A 16,990-nucleotide genomic window follows, 5' to 3' on the forward strand; every position below is an offset into this window, starting at 1 on the left:
AGCTATTGGACAACAAAGTTACGGGTACGAATGTCACAATAGTCATATCTTACTTATGATGTATGCTTTTAAAACAGCCATGCATCATAAGTAAATTTTAATCAAAGATGGGTTGTTTTTTAGCCTTATTCATTGATAATGTGACTAATCATGAACCCATAGATTTTCGATGTCTACTTTGATAGTAAATGGTAGTAAATATCGAACTCTTACCCATTTTTTGTGCCATTTATCACTTATAAGGTATGACTGTGCCCACCTCTACTACTAGCTCGCCGTTAGCTACCGAATCTGTTTTGAGTCAGCCTCCTTATCCAATAAGTAATGAGCCGCCAAAACCTAACCATCCAAAGCCGAGTCGCTTTAAGCTCACTTACGATATTGTCATGATTATTGCCATCAGTATTGATCTGCTATTGATCAGTATCGACGCTATTTTGATGAGCAATTTTAGTAGTAATGCTGCAGAATGGCTAACCATCAGTGAAGCGCTCAATTGGTATCAGAGCACTCTACATGATCCTCTACGCACTGCTGGAGGATTTTTTACTATCTTTTTGGTCGTTGAGTTGCTATTGCGCTGGGCGATTGCCATCAAACAAAAAGTCTATTATCGCTGGTTCTTTTTCCCATTCGTTCATTGGTACGAAGTATTAGGCTGTTTTCCGCAGCTACGTGCTTTGCGACTGCTGCGAGCGGTCGTTATCGGACGACGTCTATATCAGCTTGGTTATCAAGTACTGCCGCAGTCGTGGATCAACCGAATCAAGTTCTACATTGACCTACTGTTAGAAGAGCTCTCCGATCGCGTTATTTTGACAGCGATACAGAACTTTCGACAAGAGCTAACCAGTTCAGACACGCATAAATCATTCATTGAGTCGACGATTGCAAAAAATCGAAATGAGATTGAAGCGGCCGTATTATCCGTGCTGCGTACAGAGCTTGCACCGAAGCTGCAGGAACTGACTGCCTCATCAGGTGGCGGCAGTATATTGGCGAGCGAAATGGGTAATGCTATTGAGGAAGGATTGGCCAACACACCTGAGTTGCGCCGCTATCTACGCATGATACCTATTGCGGGCAGCCTGATTGAGTCACAGCTACATCACGTCGGGCACAATATCGGTGAGAACGTCGTAAACGCATTAAACAAGCGACTTTTAGACCCTAAGCGCTTGGATATATTGATGATGGAAATTGCTAGCGGTATTGCGCAAATAGATACCAATAATACAGCGCTAGATACTTTAATTTCTAGTATCATTGATGACAGTTTGACTGCGTTTGAAGCGCAGGTAAAAGTGCAGCAATGGAAGCACCAAGATATACTAAATCTATAGTTTAGCTATCTAATAGCATGATGTAAGAAGAGACATAATACCGTGACAGAATTATTTTTAAGGGTTTGTATATGACAGTTTCAGCTAACGATAACCAGACTGCACCAGCGCTAGCTTTCTATGGCAAGATGCTGACGTTTTCACGCGTACAGTTTAGTACAAGCGATCTAGCAGCTATAGAAGCTCAGCTATCTGAAACACTCAGTAATAAATCGAGCAATATCCCTATCCTTATTGATAGTGACGTTGAGCAGGATTTATCAGCACTAGTAGAGCTGTTATGGGCATGGGGATTGCAGCCTATTGGCGTGGTGACAGGTATGCTTGATGCGCAAGCACGTGAGCAGCGCTTAGCGATATTTCCAGCAGATGGTAAGCGTATTGAACGTATATTACCAAGTAAAAAGGCCTCTATCCCTACCCAACTATCAGCAGAGAATGACAACGCTGAAGCAGTTAGTGCTAACAACATCGATAATGCTTCTACCACGAGCGAACCTGCCACTGAAACCACACTATCTAGTCTGCCAACCGAGACATTGGTAAGCACTCAGCATATTACTAGCTTAATCTATGATCAAATGCTGCGTTCAGGACAAAGCCTCAATCACGTTGGCGGCGACTTAATTTTGACCAGTAGTATCAATAGCGGAGCTGAAGCGATTACTGACAATAGCTTACATGTATATGGCCGTGCACAAGGGCGTTTGGTGGCAGGCGCAACAGGGGATAAAGATGCCCGTATATTCTGCCAAGTCTTTAATCCGTCATTGGTGTCAGTAGCAGGAACCTATTGCTTACGAGACAATTTACCTGAGCATGTTATCGACAAATCCGTGCAAGTAAAATTCGTAGAAGGCGAAGGCTTAGTATTTACCGTGATGGATGAAGCTTAAGACGCCATTAAAAATAATACACCGTGAAGTGACTTTATAGAAAACTAAGGTAGTTAAGCTGCTCTATTCGACAAGCCAAAAACCATAGTTATAACCTTACTAATACCACGCAGAGAGGCTAATGGAGCGATACATAGGTTGTTTTTCTGCTTTAGTATCGAGCTGCTATAAATTTTTGTTTATTTATGCTAGGCTAGCTTCGAAGATAGTGTATATATGTTAGGTAAATAACATGTAATTTTGCTATTTATATAAAAGATATCCCATTGATTCATAGGAGTGTGCCATTGTGGCGAAGATAGTTGTAATCACTTCAGGTAAAGGCGGTGTGGGTAAAACCACGACAAGTGCTTCTTTTGCCGCTGGTTTGGCGTTACGTGGCTATAAAACGGTTGTTATCGACTTTGATGTAGGTCTACGTAATCTAGACTTAATCATGGGTTGCGAAAACAGAATTGTTTATGACTTCGTTGATGTCATCACTGGAAACGCGCGCTTGTCGCAAGCACTTGTCAAAGACAAACAGCTTGAAAACCTGTATATCCTGCCAGCCAGTCAGACACGTGATAAAGACGCATTGACTGACGAAGGGGTATCAGAGGTAATGGCTGAGCTCTCTAAACAGTTTGACTACATCATTTGTGACTCACCTGCCGGTATCGAGCGCGGTGCACAGCTAGCGATGTACCATGCGGACGAAGCTATTATTGTCACTAACCCTGAGATCTCTTCAGTGCGTGACTCAGATAGAATCATCGGCATTCTGCAAAGTCAGACGAAAAAAGTAGAAGAGAACCAAGGGACGGTTCGCGAGCATTTGATTATCACTCGTTATAATCCTGAACGTGCGGCTGCCAATGAGATGATGGATATCGATACTATTTCGAACGATATCCTAAAAGTTCCACTACTTGGGGTTGTTCCTGAGAGCCATTCAGTGCTTGAAGCGTCCAACCATGGCGAACCAGTTATTCATTATACCGACTCTGTTGCTGGTCAATGTTATGAAGACATTGTCGCCCGTTTCTTGGGTGAAGAGCGTCCACTACGTCATATTGACGTGAAGAAAAAGAGTCTATTACAGCGCTGGTTTGGGGGATAATGATGACTAAGAAAAAAGGATTTTGGAGTAGCCTATTTGGTACTGACGACAACAGTAACGCAGGTAGCGCGAATTTAGCAACTGAGCGTTTAAAAGTTATCGTTGCTAGCGAAAACCGATTGAACAATCGCTTAACGGTTGATCGTATCGAAAAAATGAAACGTGAAATATTAGAAGTCGTGAACAAATACGTTAACGGTGTACAGATTGATGATGTCAATATTAACCATCGTTCTGAAGACAGCTTAGATGTGTTAGAGATGAATATCAATTTGCCTGAGCATAAGAAATAACATTCTAACAGTACGTATTTTTACAACGAATAAAAAAAGCCCCAAGTTTGATACTTGGGGCTTTTTAATGTTTATCGATTATTTCATACGGGCAATAAGATTGTCTTTTTTGACAAACTGATGATATAACGCGGCTGCTATATGCAAGACCGTAAAACCAATAATCATTGGCCAGATAATCTCAGTATGCAAGTTATTGTAAAAACGAGCCAAACTTCTATCTGGGGTTACGAATACAGGGATCTGAAAGATACCGAAAATATCAACCGGTCGACCGCCATATACTGCCATTAGTAAGCCAACCATTGGCATAGCAATCAGTATGGCATAGAGAGCAAAATGTGACAGCTGAGATACGAGCATTTGCCATTTTGGCATGGCTAACGGTGGTGGCGCCTTAGTAAAAATGCGGTTGATGACTCGGGCAATCATCCAAAATAATAGGCTCACGCCGAACGCTTTATGGTATCCAATAAACACATTGCTATCTAAATTCTCATATAGCAGTATCATTATCCATGTGGCTAACAGTAAGGCTGCACTAATCCAATGAAAAATACGGCTACTAACCGACCACTTTGATACATTCGAGTTGGCATTATTCATGAGTGACTCTACTACCTTTATCAGGAATTATCTCTAATCAATTTTATAAGCCAGCTAATGCTCTTCAAGAGATGAAGTCATTAACGTTACTGGCTTACTATTTATAGAATGGAGAATACCTTAAATAACGATAAGAATCTAGCTATCCGAATCAATCAGGTAATGGGCAATTTTATCCAAATCTGGCACTAAGTAGATTTCGTCATCAATCATCACTGTTTGATATAGGTAGGATGAGACGTCATTTTTATCAAAATACTCTTCCCTACCTTCGGTATTAGCACCACTAAATTGTTCAGGTGTTTCTACATCTTTCACTTCAGAAATTCGTGCTTGCAGCTGACGCAGATCACCTGCCGTCTGTAAGGCAAAACGGTGATCAGTCGTATTACCTTCCAAAACAATCATTTTTTCTGGGGTTTGATCTTGCAGTAGCAAATGAAATACAGCCAAATCTTGCTGTTGCCAGTCGTATCTAGAAACCTGCTGCTGGGACTCATCCACACTCAAAATTAGGCTACTTGGAATGATCCAGTCCGGCTGGTTAACGGCTGGAACAATAGTGACGTCAAGCATACCGTTGTTGGTAGTCAACAGACTCACAGCCTCAAACGAATGTTTTAAAATTTGTGTCATACTTCACTCGCAATAAGTTAATGTGAACGGCTAGCTGCCCTTTCACCAATGTAATCGGTTAGTTTTTTTGCTAAATCGGTAGGGCTACCAACAAAGTTGCAATAGCCTGAGTCAATGATAGCCTGAGGCTGACTTGGACATGCACTCAAGCTCGGATCTTGTGCCCATAATTGACTGTTATTGTCTTGGATTAAGTCTAGATACTGAGAGCCATCATTACCCATACCTGAGAATATAATATTAATAAGCTCGCTACCATGAACATCGCTGGTATTTTTAAGCAGCTGCCCAATTGCAGGCTTATATTCACCATGCCAATCTTGATCCAATAATATCACGCGACCTGTTGAATCACAGACAACCTGCTTATCAATAGGAACTATCAGACACTCTCCTGCACGTAGCCGCTGTGAAGAAGCGATAATCTTACAGCGCCAGTCATTGTGACGGTTAAGTATGCGGGGCAACGTACCAATCATGGCCTGATTGAAATGATGCGCCAATAAAATACAAATTGGCAGTGTGGCTGGCACATTATCTAAAAACTCTTTAACTGCACTAGGGCCACCCATAGAAGCACCCAAAAATACAACATAATGCCAGTCAGTAGCGGCGCTCTTATAATTTGGAGCATCTACTAGTGTTGGTAAATCAAGCAACTGGGCAAATTTACGCTTTAACTTACGTTGCCATTTTGCATATTCTTGCGATTCGTTTAGATATGGAGCCTGACTGAAGCCTACTAATACTGCTGCTGGTTTGGATGCCACCGTCGCTATTGCCACACTGTCATCATAATCACTGTCTATCAGCCAGATATCGATAGCTGAGTTAGAAAGCTCGCCTGTTTCCTGCCACTGTGTTCGTGACACACAGCCGACTAGCATAAAGCCGAAACCACGTACCGTATCTGAAAAAGCCATGCGCTGGCGGTGGTCTTCTGCCACCACCATCACTTTAATATCGTTTCTATTTTTTTTTCGCAGCGCTAAAACACGTGCATTATCCTTCATTAGTCAGGCTGACCCCTTCACCTAGTAATTTTTGCATTTTATCAAGCAGTTCTTTTTCTTGGAATGGTTTGCCCATATAGTCATTTACACCAATCTCTAAGGCACGCTCACGATGCTTTTCGCCAGTACGTGATGTTATCATAATAATCGGAATTTGCTTTAGACGACTATTATGTCGGACTTGAGTGGCGACCTCGAAGCCGTCCATACGAGGCATTTCGATATCAAGCAATATCATGTCTGGTGTCATATCTTGCAATATCTCAATTGCGTCAATACCATCTTTAGCGACTGCCACATTGAACCCTTGGCGCTCTAAGAAACGTGAGGTTACTTTACGTACCGTCACGGAATCATCGACGACTAGAATGGTAGATTTAGATTCTATACGACCTCTTTTAGCATCAGCAGCTTTCGTAATATTCTTGACCAATTGCGCATTACGCATAAGAGCAATCAGATCTAAGATGAGCATGACCGAGCCATCACCCATGATAGTGGCAGCTGAAACTCCTGGAATATTTGATAATTGTTGGCCTAAAGGTTTGACAACAACTTCTATGCGCGAACCTGCAATCTGATCCACTTGCAAAGCAATATTTTGTCCAGTACGGTTTTTAATAATGATAAGCGGTAAGCTGGTATTGGTATTTACGACCAACTCATTTAACTTATTGCCTGATAAAATCTCATTTAGATAGCGTACTCGATACTCAGTGTCTTCAAAATTCAATGTGGCATCATTTGATTGATAATAGTCATAGAGCTTCTCTGGGTTCACTCGAACCACGCGCTCGATCTGTACCAATGGAATCGCGTAGTAGCGATCTGCAGCACGAACAACCAACGCGTCAGACACGGCTACTGTCAGTGGTAAGCGCATCGTAAAACTTGAGCCTTTACCCAACTCTGAAACGACGGATACTGAGCCACCTAGTTGGCGAATTTCACTAATAACAACGTCCATACCAACGCCGCGTCCAGAAATCTGAGTCACTTGCTGACTAGTACTTAATCCAGCGTTGAAGATGTATTGCATAATATCAAGGTCTGACAGACTATTATCGTCTGCATCAATTAGACCCTGAGAGATGGCTTTGCTACGTACTGCTTCAACATCAATGCCTCGCCCATCATCTGTTAATTGAATGACGATCTCACTACCTTCACGATGTACCTCAAGAGTAATACGACCGCTACGCTCTTTGCCTGACTTCAAACGGGTCGATGTGGTTTCAATACCATGGTCGACAGCATTACGTAACATATGCTCAAGCGGTGAAGTAATGCGCTCTAGAATGGTTCTATCCATCTCGTCATCAGCATTGATAATGGTCAGTTCAACAGACTTATTAAGCTCGTTAGCTGTTTGACGTACGATACGTTCAAGACGTGGTGTCAAGCGCGTAAATGGCACCATACGTGAATTCATCAAACCATCTTGTAGCTCAGTCTGGGTACGAGATAACTGCAACAGCAAGCTTTCACTATCACGGGTTTTTTCTAATAATGTATGGTTAATATCAACCAAATCTGAGGCTGACTCTGTTAAAGATTTAGATAGCTGATTCAAAGATGAGTATTGATCCATCTCTAGAGGGTCAAAGTCTTCATTATCGATGAGTTCCTCATCTATCTGAGACAGAATCTGTGCTTCTAGCTCGATCTCCATACGACGTAGCTGATCTGCCAAGCGTTGTACTGTCGTACCCATCTCTTCAATACTGTTTGTTAGACTACTGATACCCATATCGATACGAGCACGGTTAATCGCTGACTCACCAGATAGATTAATCATGTGCTCAATCAAACCACCTGAGATACGAATCATCTCATTGCTACTAGCGCTCTGATCTTCCTCGTGAGTATCTCTAAGCATAGACGGCATTTCACTGATATCTTTTGCAATATACTGCGAATCTTGGTTTTCTTTGGCAATCAAGATTGCTTCACGCTGGGCTTGTAGAGACTCTTTAGGTATCGTTTTTAGGCTATCAGGGTTTTTACCAAACTGCTCCAATGCTTCAATCAACAACGTAGGCGTTGGTGGATTAACATGTTGTTGAAGAATAAATACTGCATCAGCTAGCCAGTCATGACTTGCAACCAGCAACTCTAATACTTTTTTGGTGGCTGGACGTCGATTACTGACAAAGTCTGTATAAACTGATTCCATCTCGTGAGCTAAGTCAGCAATACCAGAGGCAGTGACCATTCTTGCGCCACCCTTTATGGTATGCAAGTCACGTTGGAGCGCTTGCAACGCTGTGGTATTACTCGTGTCTTTTAAGAACAAGTGCAGATACTTATTACGATTGGTAAGCTCTTCTGCCTCTTCCAAAAATACTGCTAATATATCAGGATCAGGAAGTCCGTTAGCCCATGATTGTTTAATCATGCTATCTAAACTTAGTGTACTCAATGCCTCATTATCACTGTCAACAATATTGGCAGCAATGCTACGCTCTGTAGGTTCAAAGTGATTTTTCGGTACTGGTATGACTAGATCGACTACCTCTGGTAACGTTTTTGCTTTTTCAAGCTGGCGCAACTGTTCAATCAGCTCTGGAGTAAAGAAAGATTTCTTATGACTCACAATATGCATCACTTGTAGTGACATCGTGTCTTGCACCATTTGCATGATTTCAAGCCACTGCGCTGTTGGCGCTCTTCGGTTCTCTACAAATGACTCATAGACACTTTCTGCTTCATGGGTTAAATCACCGATACTACGGATACCAGCCATCCGTGCACCACCTTTAATCGTGTGTAAATGACGCTGTAGAACTTTCAGCGCATTAATATTGGTGATATCGGCATGCCATTTATTGAAGCTTTCGTCTAGTGCAGTATCAAGCTCTTGCGCCTCTTCTAAAAATATTTCTAACAGCTCGATATCAGTGTCAATGGTTTCAAACTGTAGCTCAGTTGCTGGAACGGCTCTAACGATGAAACTAACGTCTTCGTTTTCATTCCTTTCTTGATAAATACTTCGTAGCTCATCAATGACTTGTTTATCTATTTTTAAGGAGGTACTTCCGGCTAAAGCATCGAACAAGCCTATCAGCTGAGCGTGACCTGCATGTAATATTGCTTGAATGTCCGTATCTTGAGCCTTATCGATATGATTACTCAAATAACGGTATGTGTTGCCAAGTTCATCAAGAATTGTGACAAATTTTGGAAATGCTTGCGCCTTTTCCATGAGAGAAGCTATTTGTGAAACTTGCTGCTCTACATAGCTCTGGACATGCTCTATTTCAGTATGGTTAAGTGCATTTCCCAATTCCCATTCAGCATCTAACAAGGCATCAATATTACTATCTAATAGCTCTTCTATCGACGGTTTCCTATCTGTCATCATGGTAGTATCACTGACAACATATTGTTCATCTAGCATTGCTTGTAATGATGCTATATCTTGTTGACTTTGCGAATCCTTATTCTCTACTGACACATCATACTGTTCTGTATTTTGTTTATAATTATTTAAATAGCCATCTATTAGTTTCGCTGACTGAGCCAACGCCTCTAGGTGTTGAGCATTCATCCCAGTATCCTGCTGCTGTAACAACTCTAGGCTATGTTCAATAGTTGCACTGACTTCGCTGATAGCGGCCAAAGCACTAGAACCAGAGGCGCCACGCAAAGTATGAAATGCGCGTACGATTTCATCTGTGATTTCTATAAAATTTTGCTCTCTGTTGTCTTTGACAAACTGTTCGATACGATCAAGCAACTCTTCTGCTTCATCAATAAATATCTTACAAAATACTTTCTCTTCCTCGCTTTGAGGGGTAAGAACAACCGCTGCCTCAGCCATTCTTTCGTTAACTGAATGAAAGGTCTGTAAGGTAGAATCTATTGCTTCATTACTGTTGTCATCATAAGCATTGCCAGTCTCAGCCGTATCAGGCCATGGCTTCGTTTCTTCCATCTCATCTATAGAACTATCTACTGATTGTGCAAACAAAGTAGAATAGCTAAATCCATTACCCTGCTGTTTGCTATACGCATCAGCACACGCAATCCACACTGGAACTACAGCTGGATAGTCTTGAGTACCCTGTTCAAATACTACAAGCATCTTGGGGTAAGCTGCCAGTACATCTATAATCAACTGACGCATATCAGCTGAGATAGCGACACTGTTATCCAAAACACGGTTAAGCATGTTTTCTATAGACCATGCTAGTTCAGCTGTATAGTTAGCGCCTACCATGCGACCCGAACCTTTTAAGGTATGGAAACCACGGCGAATATCCTTTAAGCCCTCTAGATCGCTCGGTGTTTTCTGCCAGCTTTCATACAATGGCACAATTTCTGCCAATACTTCATTGGCTTCCTCTATGAATATCTCTTTGATATCAGGATCTGCATCATTGGCATCAGCTGGTAGTTGATCAGTCTCTCTAATAAAAGGTACAAGATTCTCTGGAATATCCAACGTAGATAAATATTCGTTGATATTCGCTTCTTCGTTATTCGAGTCAGTAACCAATTCGGTACTATCGTTATTAGAATTGTTATCAGCATCATCAATTTCTAGTAGAGATTTTTCTAATTCTACATCATCTGACATAACCTCTTCAGGAGCAAGTTCAGCTAGCGTCAGTCCAGTGTTAACCGGCTGCTGGCTCATAAGATTGCTACTTTGTAAGATAGCAATCGCAGGATCAAAGCTTGGTAAGCGCTGCGCTTCAAAATCTGTTACCAGTGTTGGTAAGCTTTTTGTCGTATCAATCACTAGGCTCACAATTTCATCTGTTACAGGCAGCGTCTTGTCCAATAAACGATTGAGTAGGTTTTCGATTGACCATGCTATCTCGCTGATACTAAAAGCACCAACCATACGACCTGAACCTTTTAGAGTATGAAACCCTCTCCGCACTTCGGTCAGTGGTGTCAAATCTTGTGAGTCTTGCTGCCAAATTGGTAAAAAGTCTCTTAGATCCGCAATTACTTCTGTAACTTCTTCAATGAAAATATTATGAATTTCTACATCAGTCTCAAAACTGTCAGGTTTGACTTGCTGACGAGCCTGTTCCAACAAATCACTTTCGATATTATTAGATAAATGCACACTATTTTGACTAGCCACCTGCTCCGCATCTTCATTAACAATAGGTTCAACCTCACCACTATCGTCATAACGCACAACATCGTTCGCTGACAGTTTTTGAGTAGGCACTGTCTGATCAAGCAGCTCTGGTGTTTCAATATAAGTATTTAGAAGCTGTGTTGCTTTGTCTGTATGTTCATTTGCCAATGTAAGTAACTGCTGATCGAAAACCTGCTGTGCGAGGTAATCAAGTAATAGCTCAATAGAGGTTAAGCTCTCAGCCAATGCTTGAACCAAACTCCAACTTGGTGTCGTAATTTGATGAGTGTTCAATCGTTCAAATATGCTACCTATGTCTTCTATTGTTTGACGAATTACTGGCAGCCCCATATCATCAAAAGCTTGACCAATACTAATAAAATCATTATTAGCTGGTATTAATAGAATGTCTTGACGCTGTATATACTCATTGAAACTTTGCTTTATTTCTTCTACTGCGATTCGCAGCTCACGTATGCCATCATCGGTTGGAATAATTTCACTCTTACCTATCGAGTTGCTCTCTTCGCCATCCGTTATATCTGGCACAGTAGTAAAAGAAGTCGTCCCCCCAATTTTGAGTGAAATTGTTTTTTCTGTACTATAAATAGCGTTATATAACTCTTGTAGCTTGCGTTCAATTTGCCATTGCTCTTGCGCAAAGCCCATTTCGGATGAAAAAGCCTGTTCTAAATCTGCAAGAATTGATTCCACTTGAGACACGTAATAAGTCCAGCCTCGGTTTTTAAGTTGGCTCTTGATGCGTTTTAGAGGTATTACCAAAGTATTTGGCTCATCTAGCTTGAAGATAAGTTCTTCAAGTTCATTCAATAATCTTGGTAAAAAACGTGGGGCTGTCGTTGCATTTCGTGTTACTTCATCCAAAATAGATTGAGTGCGTTTGCTACTATAAGTTAGATAGCTTAGTTCTATATATATTTCCGTAGTCAATCTGAAAATCGTACCTGAAGGCAACACATCTGAATAGATATAGGACTCTATAATTTGATCAAGCTGACTCAATAATGGTGAGTAATGCTCAGGTATCGGTGTTTCATTGTGAGTAAGATCACTTAGCAACAGTTCAGTTAAGTACCAAAGTCTCTGTAGTCCCTTATCATATGTAGTCTGCCATAAGTATTGACTAACTTTTTCTAGAGTACTTAGTAAAGATGATTGGTTTGTATTAGTGATCAACAACTCTTGTACTTGTTGACGCCATACGAGTAGCAACTGCTGATACTGTTCATTGGTTAAAGTAGAAGTAGCTTGACCCGTTGGTACGACCACTTCTATACTATTGATAATATTTTCGTTATTAGCATATTCATGCTCAATATCATTAACTTTTATAGGTAAGTTAGTTTCTATATCTCGTTGAGACAAAGCTTGAATCAGTTCATGAGTAGCTTTAGTTACTAAGCCAGTATGGTAACTTCCTGTACGTGCATATTGGTTGATCTCACGTTGCAATAACCGGTGAGAAAACTGGCCTACACGACGCTCTCTGATAGAAAAGTCATCGTTACTTGCTAGTGTTGCAAGTTGACTCAAATTGCTAGCGATACTTGCCAACAAAGGAAGGTTAAGTATGATTAGCGCACCACTAATCTGGTGATAATGTGATGTCAGTTGCTTATGATCAATATTGGACTCACCCAATTGCCAACCATCAGATACCTGTGATAATTGCTGATTAAATAATGGTAGTAACCATTCAAGTGTCACTATGTCATTGGGCTGTTTCTTCATAGGGTTATCCTAACTCGTCTATGCACTAATTTAGGCACTAATTTTTTGCCACACATTAACCTGTGGGTGCGCAATACGGCGCATATTTGAAGGACGCCAGAACAACGCCTCACCTGGAGCCAATATAATATACCCCCCTAACGTACACTGCTCTGCTAGCCGAGTCAAAATATCACGCTGATCGAATTTCCGAAAATATAGCAGCATATTTTGACAAATAATCACATGTTGAGGGTGAGCGGTAGGTGGGGTTTTTTCAATAATATTATGTACAGAAAAACTGACGTGTGGGCGTAATTTAGGCTCTACTTGCCAGTTTGGCTGTATACTATCATTCACTTCTGGCGTAGGAGACAAACTATCATTCGTATTATTAGTCTCACTTTTAGTTAGAAGCGGTTGAATAAATTGCTGACACAGTTGCGGAATTAAGCACTGTTGGCGTTTGTCATACTGCCCAAGACGTGCATTTTTAATTGCCTCTTCACTAACGTCCGTTCCTAGTATTGAATAATTTGAAAATTGCTGTGCTGATAGACTCATAGCTAATGACCAAGCTTCCTGTCCACTTGCACAACCCACACTCCAAATACGGAACAAGGCTTTATTATTGTCTACTGTTCGATACTGCGATGCACATTTTATGACAAAATCTATAGAAGGCTTATGACGGAAAAAACGACTTTCATGAATCAGTACCTTATCTAATAGTCGCTGACGTAGCTCATTGTCCTTCGGTAGCTTATACCATAGCTGCTCAACAGTTAATCCATTCGATTTTGCCACACACTCAATTGCATTAATGAACCACTGTAGCTGTATATCTGGAAGCACAAAACCGATTTCTTTCTCTATGTACTTTTGCCACTTTTGTACGTCAAGATGATCGTATTGCATTAAGGCATTGCTCGATGCAAATTCGACTGTACTCAGTGGCTTTTTATCTGCTTTAGTAAGTTTATTCACGTTACCTACTATAATTTGTGCTGCACATAATTAAACTTCTCACAGCATTACTTTATGGTAAAAGCTAGCATTAGACACTTTCTGATAACTCATGCTCAGTATTTAGCATTTCATCATCTAACAGCTCGTCATCATTCGTTACTTTAAAACCAGTCACTGACTCCTGTAGTGCTGCTGCCATTTCACTTAGCTCACCAATAGAACGGGCTGTTGCCATCGTTCCAGATGAGGTTTGCGAGGTAATATCTTGAATGATATTCATGGTGTGAGAAATATGACCAGCAGACTCAGCTTGTTGTAATGCAGCGTTTGAGATGTTTTGAATCAAGTCAGCCAAAGTATTAGAAACGCTCTGTACTTCTTCTAGTGCTTCACCCGCATCTTTCGCTAAGCGTGCGCCGCGTACAACTTCAGAAGTTGTTGACTCCATTGACATAACCGCTTCGTTGGTATCAGCCTGAATGGTTTTTACCAATGTTTCAATCTGCTTAGTAGCGTTTGCTGAACGCTCAGCCAGACGCTGTACCTCATCAGCAACAACCGCGAAGCCTCGGCCCGCTTCCCCTGCCATCGATGCCTGAATAGCGGCGTTCAATGCTAAAACGTTAGTTTGATCGGCAATATCATTAATTAGTCCAACGATATCACCAATTTCTTGCGAAGACTCACCGAGACGTTTGATACGTTTTGACGTTTCTTGAATCTGATCACGAATAACGTTCATACCTTCAATAGAGCGCTGTACAACTTCTGCCCCATTATGGGAGATAGCAACTGAGCGCTGGGCAACCGTTGCGGATTCTGCAGCATTGTTCGAAACCTGATCAATCGAAACTGTCATTTCGTTAATAGCGGCCGATACACCAGCAATTTCTTGTGCTTGGTGTTCAGAAGCTTCAGCCAATTCAACAGCATTCATCTGCGTTTGATCTGAAGATTGCGATACGCGATCAGCAGTGCTGTTAATAACCAAAACCAACTGACGTAATTGGTCAATTGCAAAGTTGACCGAGTCGGCAATCGCCCCTGTAAAGTCTTCTGATACAGTTGCATTAACGGTCAAATCACCTTCTGCCAAATCACCCAACTCATCAAGCAGACGTAGAATAGCGATCTGATTACGTTCGTTCTCTTCTTGAATTTGGCGAGCTCGTTCAGATTCGGCTTCAGCCTCTTGACGACGACGCAGCGTTTCTTTCTCAATAAGCAATCGCTCTGAACCACCTCGCTGCTTCAATAGCTGATACGAAGCAAATAAAATACCTAACGCCCCAAGGGCGAATATAGCCGCTGGTATGATAACCGACTGATTAAAGCTACTAAAATACTGACTTACTGATGATAGAGAGTTAATCAACCAAATCAGACAGGCCAAACTTAATAAAACAAAAAATCCTAATAATAGTTTCCACGTACCATCAGCATCTTTGCTGTCTGCTGTTGTGTTAGCCATACCAGCTACAGGTTTCTTTATAACATCACTCATCTTGCATATTCCTTTCAAACAATCGTCAAAGTCTAATCGTGACCGACTTTGAAAATCTTGTTGTTATCTAAACAATGATTAGCAAAGCCTGTATAAATGCTGACATCAAACTGTATTTTGTCAGTTGCTATTATTCTGTCGTTACTTAAAAGACAGGTATTCTATTATCGACAATTATATTGCAGCATCTGAATACTGAGTATCCTGCGCAAGCAAGCTTGGCATAAAAACATACCAGTCTTGGCCATTTTTAAAAAACTTACCATGATTATAAGGCGCAAATGGCGAGTCATGATCGATGGCTTCTGGACGGTATTGGTCATGAGTAAACTGTTCAATACCCAGTACTTGATCAACCAGCAGTCCTGAAAAAATATTGTCATAATCGATAACAATAACCTTTCGTTGGCTCATTTGTGTCAAGCGACTAGGTACTTGCAAAAAATGTGATAAGTCCGTTAGAGGCAGTAGGCGTCCACGAATATTAGCTATACCTAGCATCCATGGCTTGACTAGAGGTAAGCTAGTATATTCTGGCATAGTTAATACCTCTGATACTTGACCCATAGGAGCAACTAAGCGCTGACCCCCTATTTCAAATACCACACCTTGCCAGTCAAACTCTTGTCCACCACGGCGGCCACTTTTACGTGCACGTGCCAAGTCTGCTAGACGCAGAAGCTCAATAAACCCTCTAGAAGCCACAAGTTACTCCATCACTTTGCGAATCATATTGACCAATCCACTTTCATCAACTGGCTTGTTCATATACTCTTTAGCGCCTTGACGCTTGCCCCAAACTCTATCTGTCTCTTGATTTTTGGTGCTAATCATAATGACAGGAATATGAGCAGTAGTTTTACCACGAGTAATCTTACGCGTGGCTTGAAAACCATTCATTTCAGGCATTACCACGTCCATCAAAATAACATCTGGTAAATGATCAGCTGCCATTTGGCAGCCTTGCTCACCGTTTGTCGCTTCCAGTACTTGGAAGTTGTTTTTGGCAAGCATATCGCGAAATTTCGCCATTTCTGATGGCGAGTCGTCAATGACTAAAACGGTAGCCATAGGAGTTTCCTTTATTTTCTAAGATACCACGAGGATATATTGTTCAATTAAAACGATTAAAACGATTAAAACGATTACCTAAAATTTTATTGTTAGCAATTTCTTAATCATGATTCCTCAGTATTGAGCAATCTATGTCAATAATAACAACTAACGTATTTAAGTCTATATTTAATCGATTAGCGGTATTGATTAATGGCATCAAAAAGCTCATCTTTGCTGAACGGCTTAGTTAAGTATTCATCAGAGCCAACAATACGGCCACGTGCTTTGTCAAACAATCCATCTTTGGATGAAAGCATAATCACTGGCTTATTTGCGTAATCAGGGTTGTTTTTTATTAATGCACAAGTCTGATAACCATCTAAACGTGGCATCATGATGTCAACAAAAATGATATCTGGATTGTTATCTACAATCTTTGCTAATGCATCGAAACCATCTATAGCGGTTACTACTTCACAGCCCGCTTTTTGTAATAAGGTTTCTGCAGTACGGCGGATGGTTTTTGAATCATCAATCACCATTACTTTCAAACCATCAAAATTATTTTCCATTCTCATTGTCCTATAAACGGCTATTTATTCGTAACGCTATCTACTAATATAAATTTTAAATAACTATCCTAAACTGCTATATCACATATTATTAGACAAATATGAGTGATTGGATTTACATTAAAATTCACCACAACAGCGAGTATTTGCTTTTAGTATCTGCCTACT

Annotated in this window: 12 protein-coding genes and 1 pseudogene; 4 read left to right on the forward strand and 9 right to left on the reverse strand. The window is 41.0% G+C overall.

Annotated features, from left to right (window positions below; all coding sequences use genetic code 11):
- The first annotated feature begins 245 nt into the window (after positions 1 to 245).
- The 4 genes from ACQKCP_RS10500 (at position 246) to minE (ending at position 3,634) form a co-directional block, all read left to right on the forward strand.
- Positions 246 to 1,343, forward strand: coding sequence for a hypothetical protein (locus ACQKCP_RS10500; protein ID WP_427612279.1), 1,098 nt, complete (start codon positions 246 to 248; stop codon positions 1,341 to 1,343).
- Between the two features lie 71 nt (positions 1,344 to 1,414).
- The gene (minC, locus tag ACQKCP_RS10505; RefSeq protein ID WP_427612280.1) at positions 1,415 to 2,239 is read left to right on the forward strand and encodes a septum site-determining protein MinC; all 825 of its coding nucleotides are present in this window, start codon (positions 1,415 to 1,417) and stop codon (positions 2,237 to 2,239) included.
- A gap of 289 nt (positions 2,240 to 2,528) precedes the next feature.
- On the forward strand, positions 2,529 to 3,341 hold the full coding sequence (minD, locus tag ACQKCP_RS10510) for a septum site-determining protein MinD (protein WP_057761560.1): 813 nt from the start codon (positions 2,529 to 2,531) through the stop codon (positions 3,339 to 3,341).
- Between the two features lie 2 nt (positions 3,342 to 3,343).
- On the forward strand, positions 3,344 to 3,634 hold the full coding sequence (gene minE, locus ACQKCP_RS10515; RefSeq protein WP_057762631.1) for a cell division topological specificity factor MinE: 291 nt from the start codon (positions 3,344 to 3,346) through the stop codon (positions 3,632 to 3,634).
- Positions 3,635 to 3,712: 78 nt separating this feature from the next.
- Here minE and ACQKCP_RS10520 read toward each other — a convergent pair whose 3' ends face one another.
- From ACQKCP_RS10520 to pilG, 9 genes and pseudogenes are all read right to left on the reverse strand, one after another.
- Positions 3,713 to 4,240, reverse strand: coding sequence for a cytochrome b (locus ACQKCP_RS10520; RefSeq protein ID WP_427612281.1), 528 nt, complete (start codon positions 4,238 to 4,240; stop codon positions 3,713 to 3,715).
- Positions 4,241 to 4,378: 138 nt separating this feature from the next.
- Positions 4,379 to 4,876 carry a hypothetical protein gene (locus tag ACQKCP_RS10525; RefSeq protein ID WP_427612282.1) on the reverse strand — a complete coding sequence of 166 codons (498 nt, stop codon included), beginning with the start codon at positions 4,874 to 4,876 and terminating at the stop codon, positions 4,379 to 4,381.
- A gap of 17 nt (positions 4,877 to 4,893) precedes the next feature.
- Positions 4,894 to 5,889 carry a chemotaxis protein CheB gene (locus tag ACQKCP_RS10530; RefSeq protein ID WP_427612283.1) on the reverse strand — a complete coding sequence of 332 codons (996 nt, stop codon included), beginning with the start codon at positions 5,887 to 5,889 and terminating at the stop codon, positions 4,894 to 4,896.
- Positions 5,879 to 12,742: an Hpt domain-containing protein gene (locus ACQKCP_RS10535; protein ID WP_427612284.1), complete on the reverse strand. Its 6,864-nt coding sequence runs from the start codon at positions 12,740 to 12,742 to the stop codon at positions 5,879 to 5,881. Before ACQKCP_RS10535 ends, ACQKCP_RS10530 begins: the two co-directional genes overlap by 11 nt.
- A 30-nt stretch (positions 12,743 to 12,772) precedes the next feature.
- Complete coding sequence (locus ACQKCP_RS10540) at positions 12,773 to 13,708, reverse strand: CheR family methyltransferase (RefSeq protein ID WP_427612285.1); 936 nt, start codon at positions 13,706 to 13,708, stop codon at positions 12,773 to 12,775.
- Positions 13,709 to 13,778: 70 nt separating this feature from the next.
- Positions 13,779 to 15,053, reverse strand: a pseudogene (locus tag ACQKCP_RS10545) (methyl-accepting chemotaxis protein); the annotation flags it as partial.
- Positions 15,054 to 15,368: 315 nt separating this feature from the next.
- Positions 15,369 to 15,899 (reverse strand): chemotaxis protein CheW, encoded by a 531-nt coding sequence (locus tag ACQKCP_RS10550; RefSeq protein WP_427612286.1) that lies wholly within the window; start codon positions 15,897 to 15,899, stop codon positions 15,369 to 15,371.
- A 3-nt stretch (positions 15,900 to 15,902) separates the two neighbouring features.
- The gene (locus tag ACQKCP_RS10555; protein WP_296208133.1) at positions 15,903 to 16,265 is read right to left on the reverse strand and encodes a response regulator; all 363 of its coding nucleotides are present in this window, start codon (positions 16,263 to 16,265) and stop codon (positions 15,903 to 15,905) included.
- A 179-nt stretch (positions 16,266 to 16,444) separates the two neighbouring features.
- Positions 16,445 to 16,822: a twitching motility response regulator PilG gene (gene pilG / locus ACQKCP_RS10560; protein WP_114701589.1), complete on the reverse strand. Its 378-nt coding sequence runs from the start codon at positions 16,820 to 16,822 to the stop codon at positions 16,445 to 16,447.
- Positions 16,823 to 16,990: the final 168 nt, after the last annotated feature.

The organism is Psychrobacter sp. NPDC078631 (assembly GCF_050268165.1).
Classification (GTDB): domain Bacteria; phylum Pseudomonadota; class Gammaproteobacteria; order Pseudomonadales; family Moraxellaceae; genus Psychrobacter.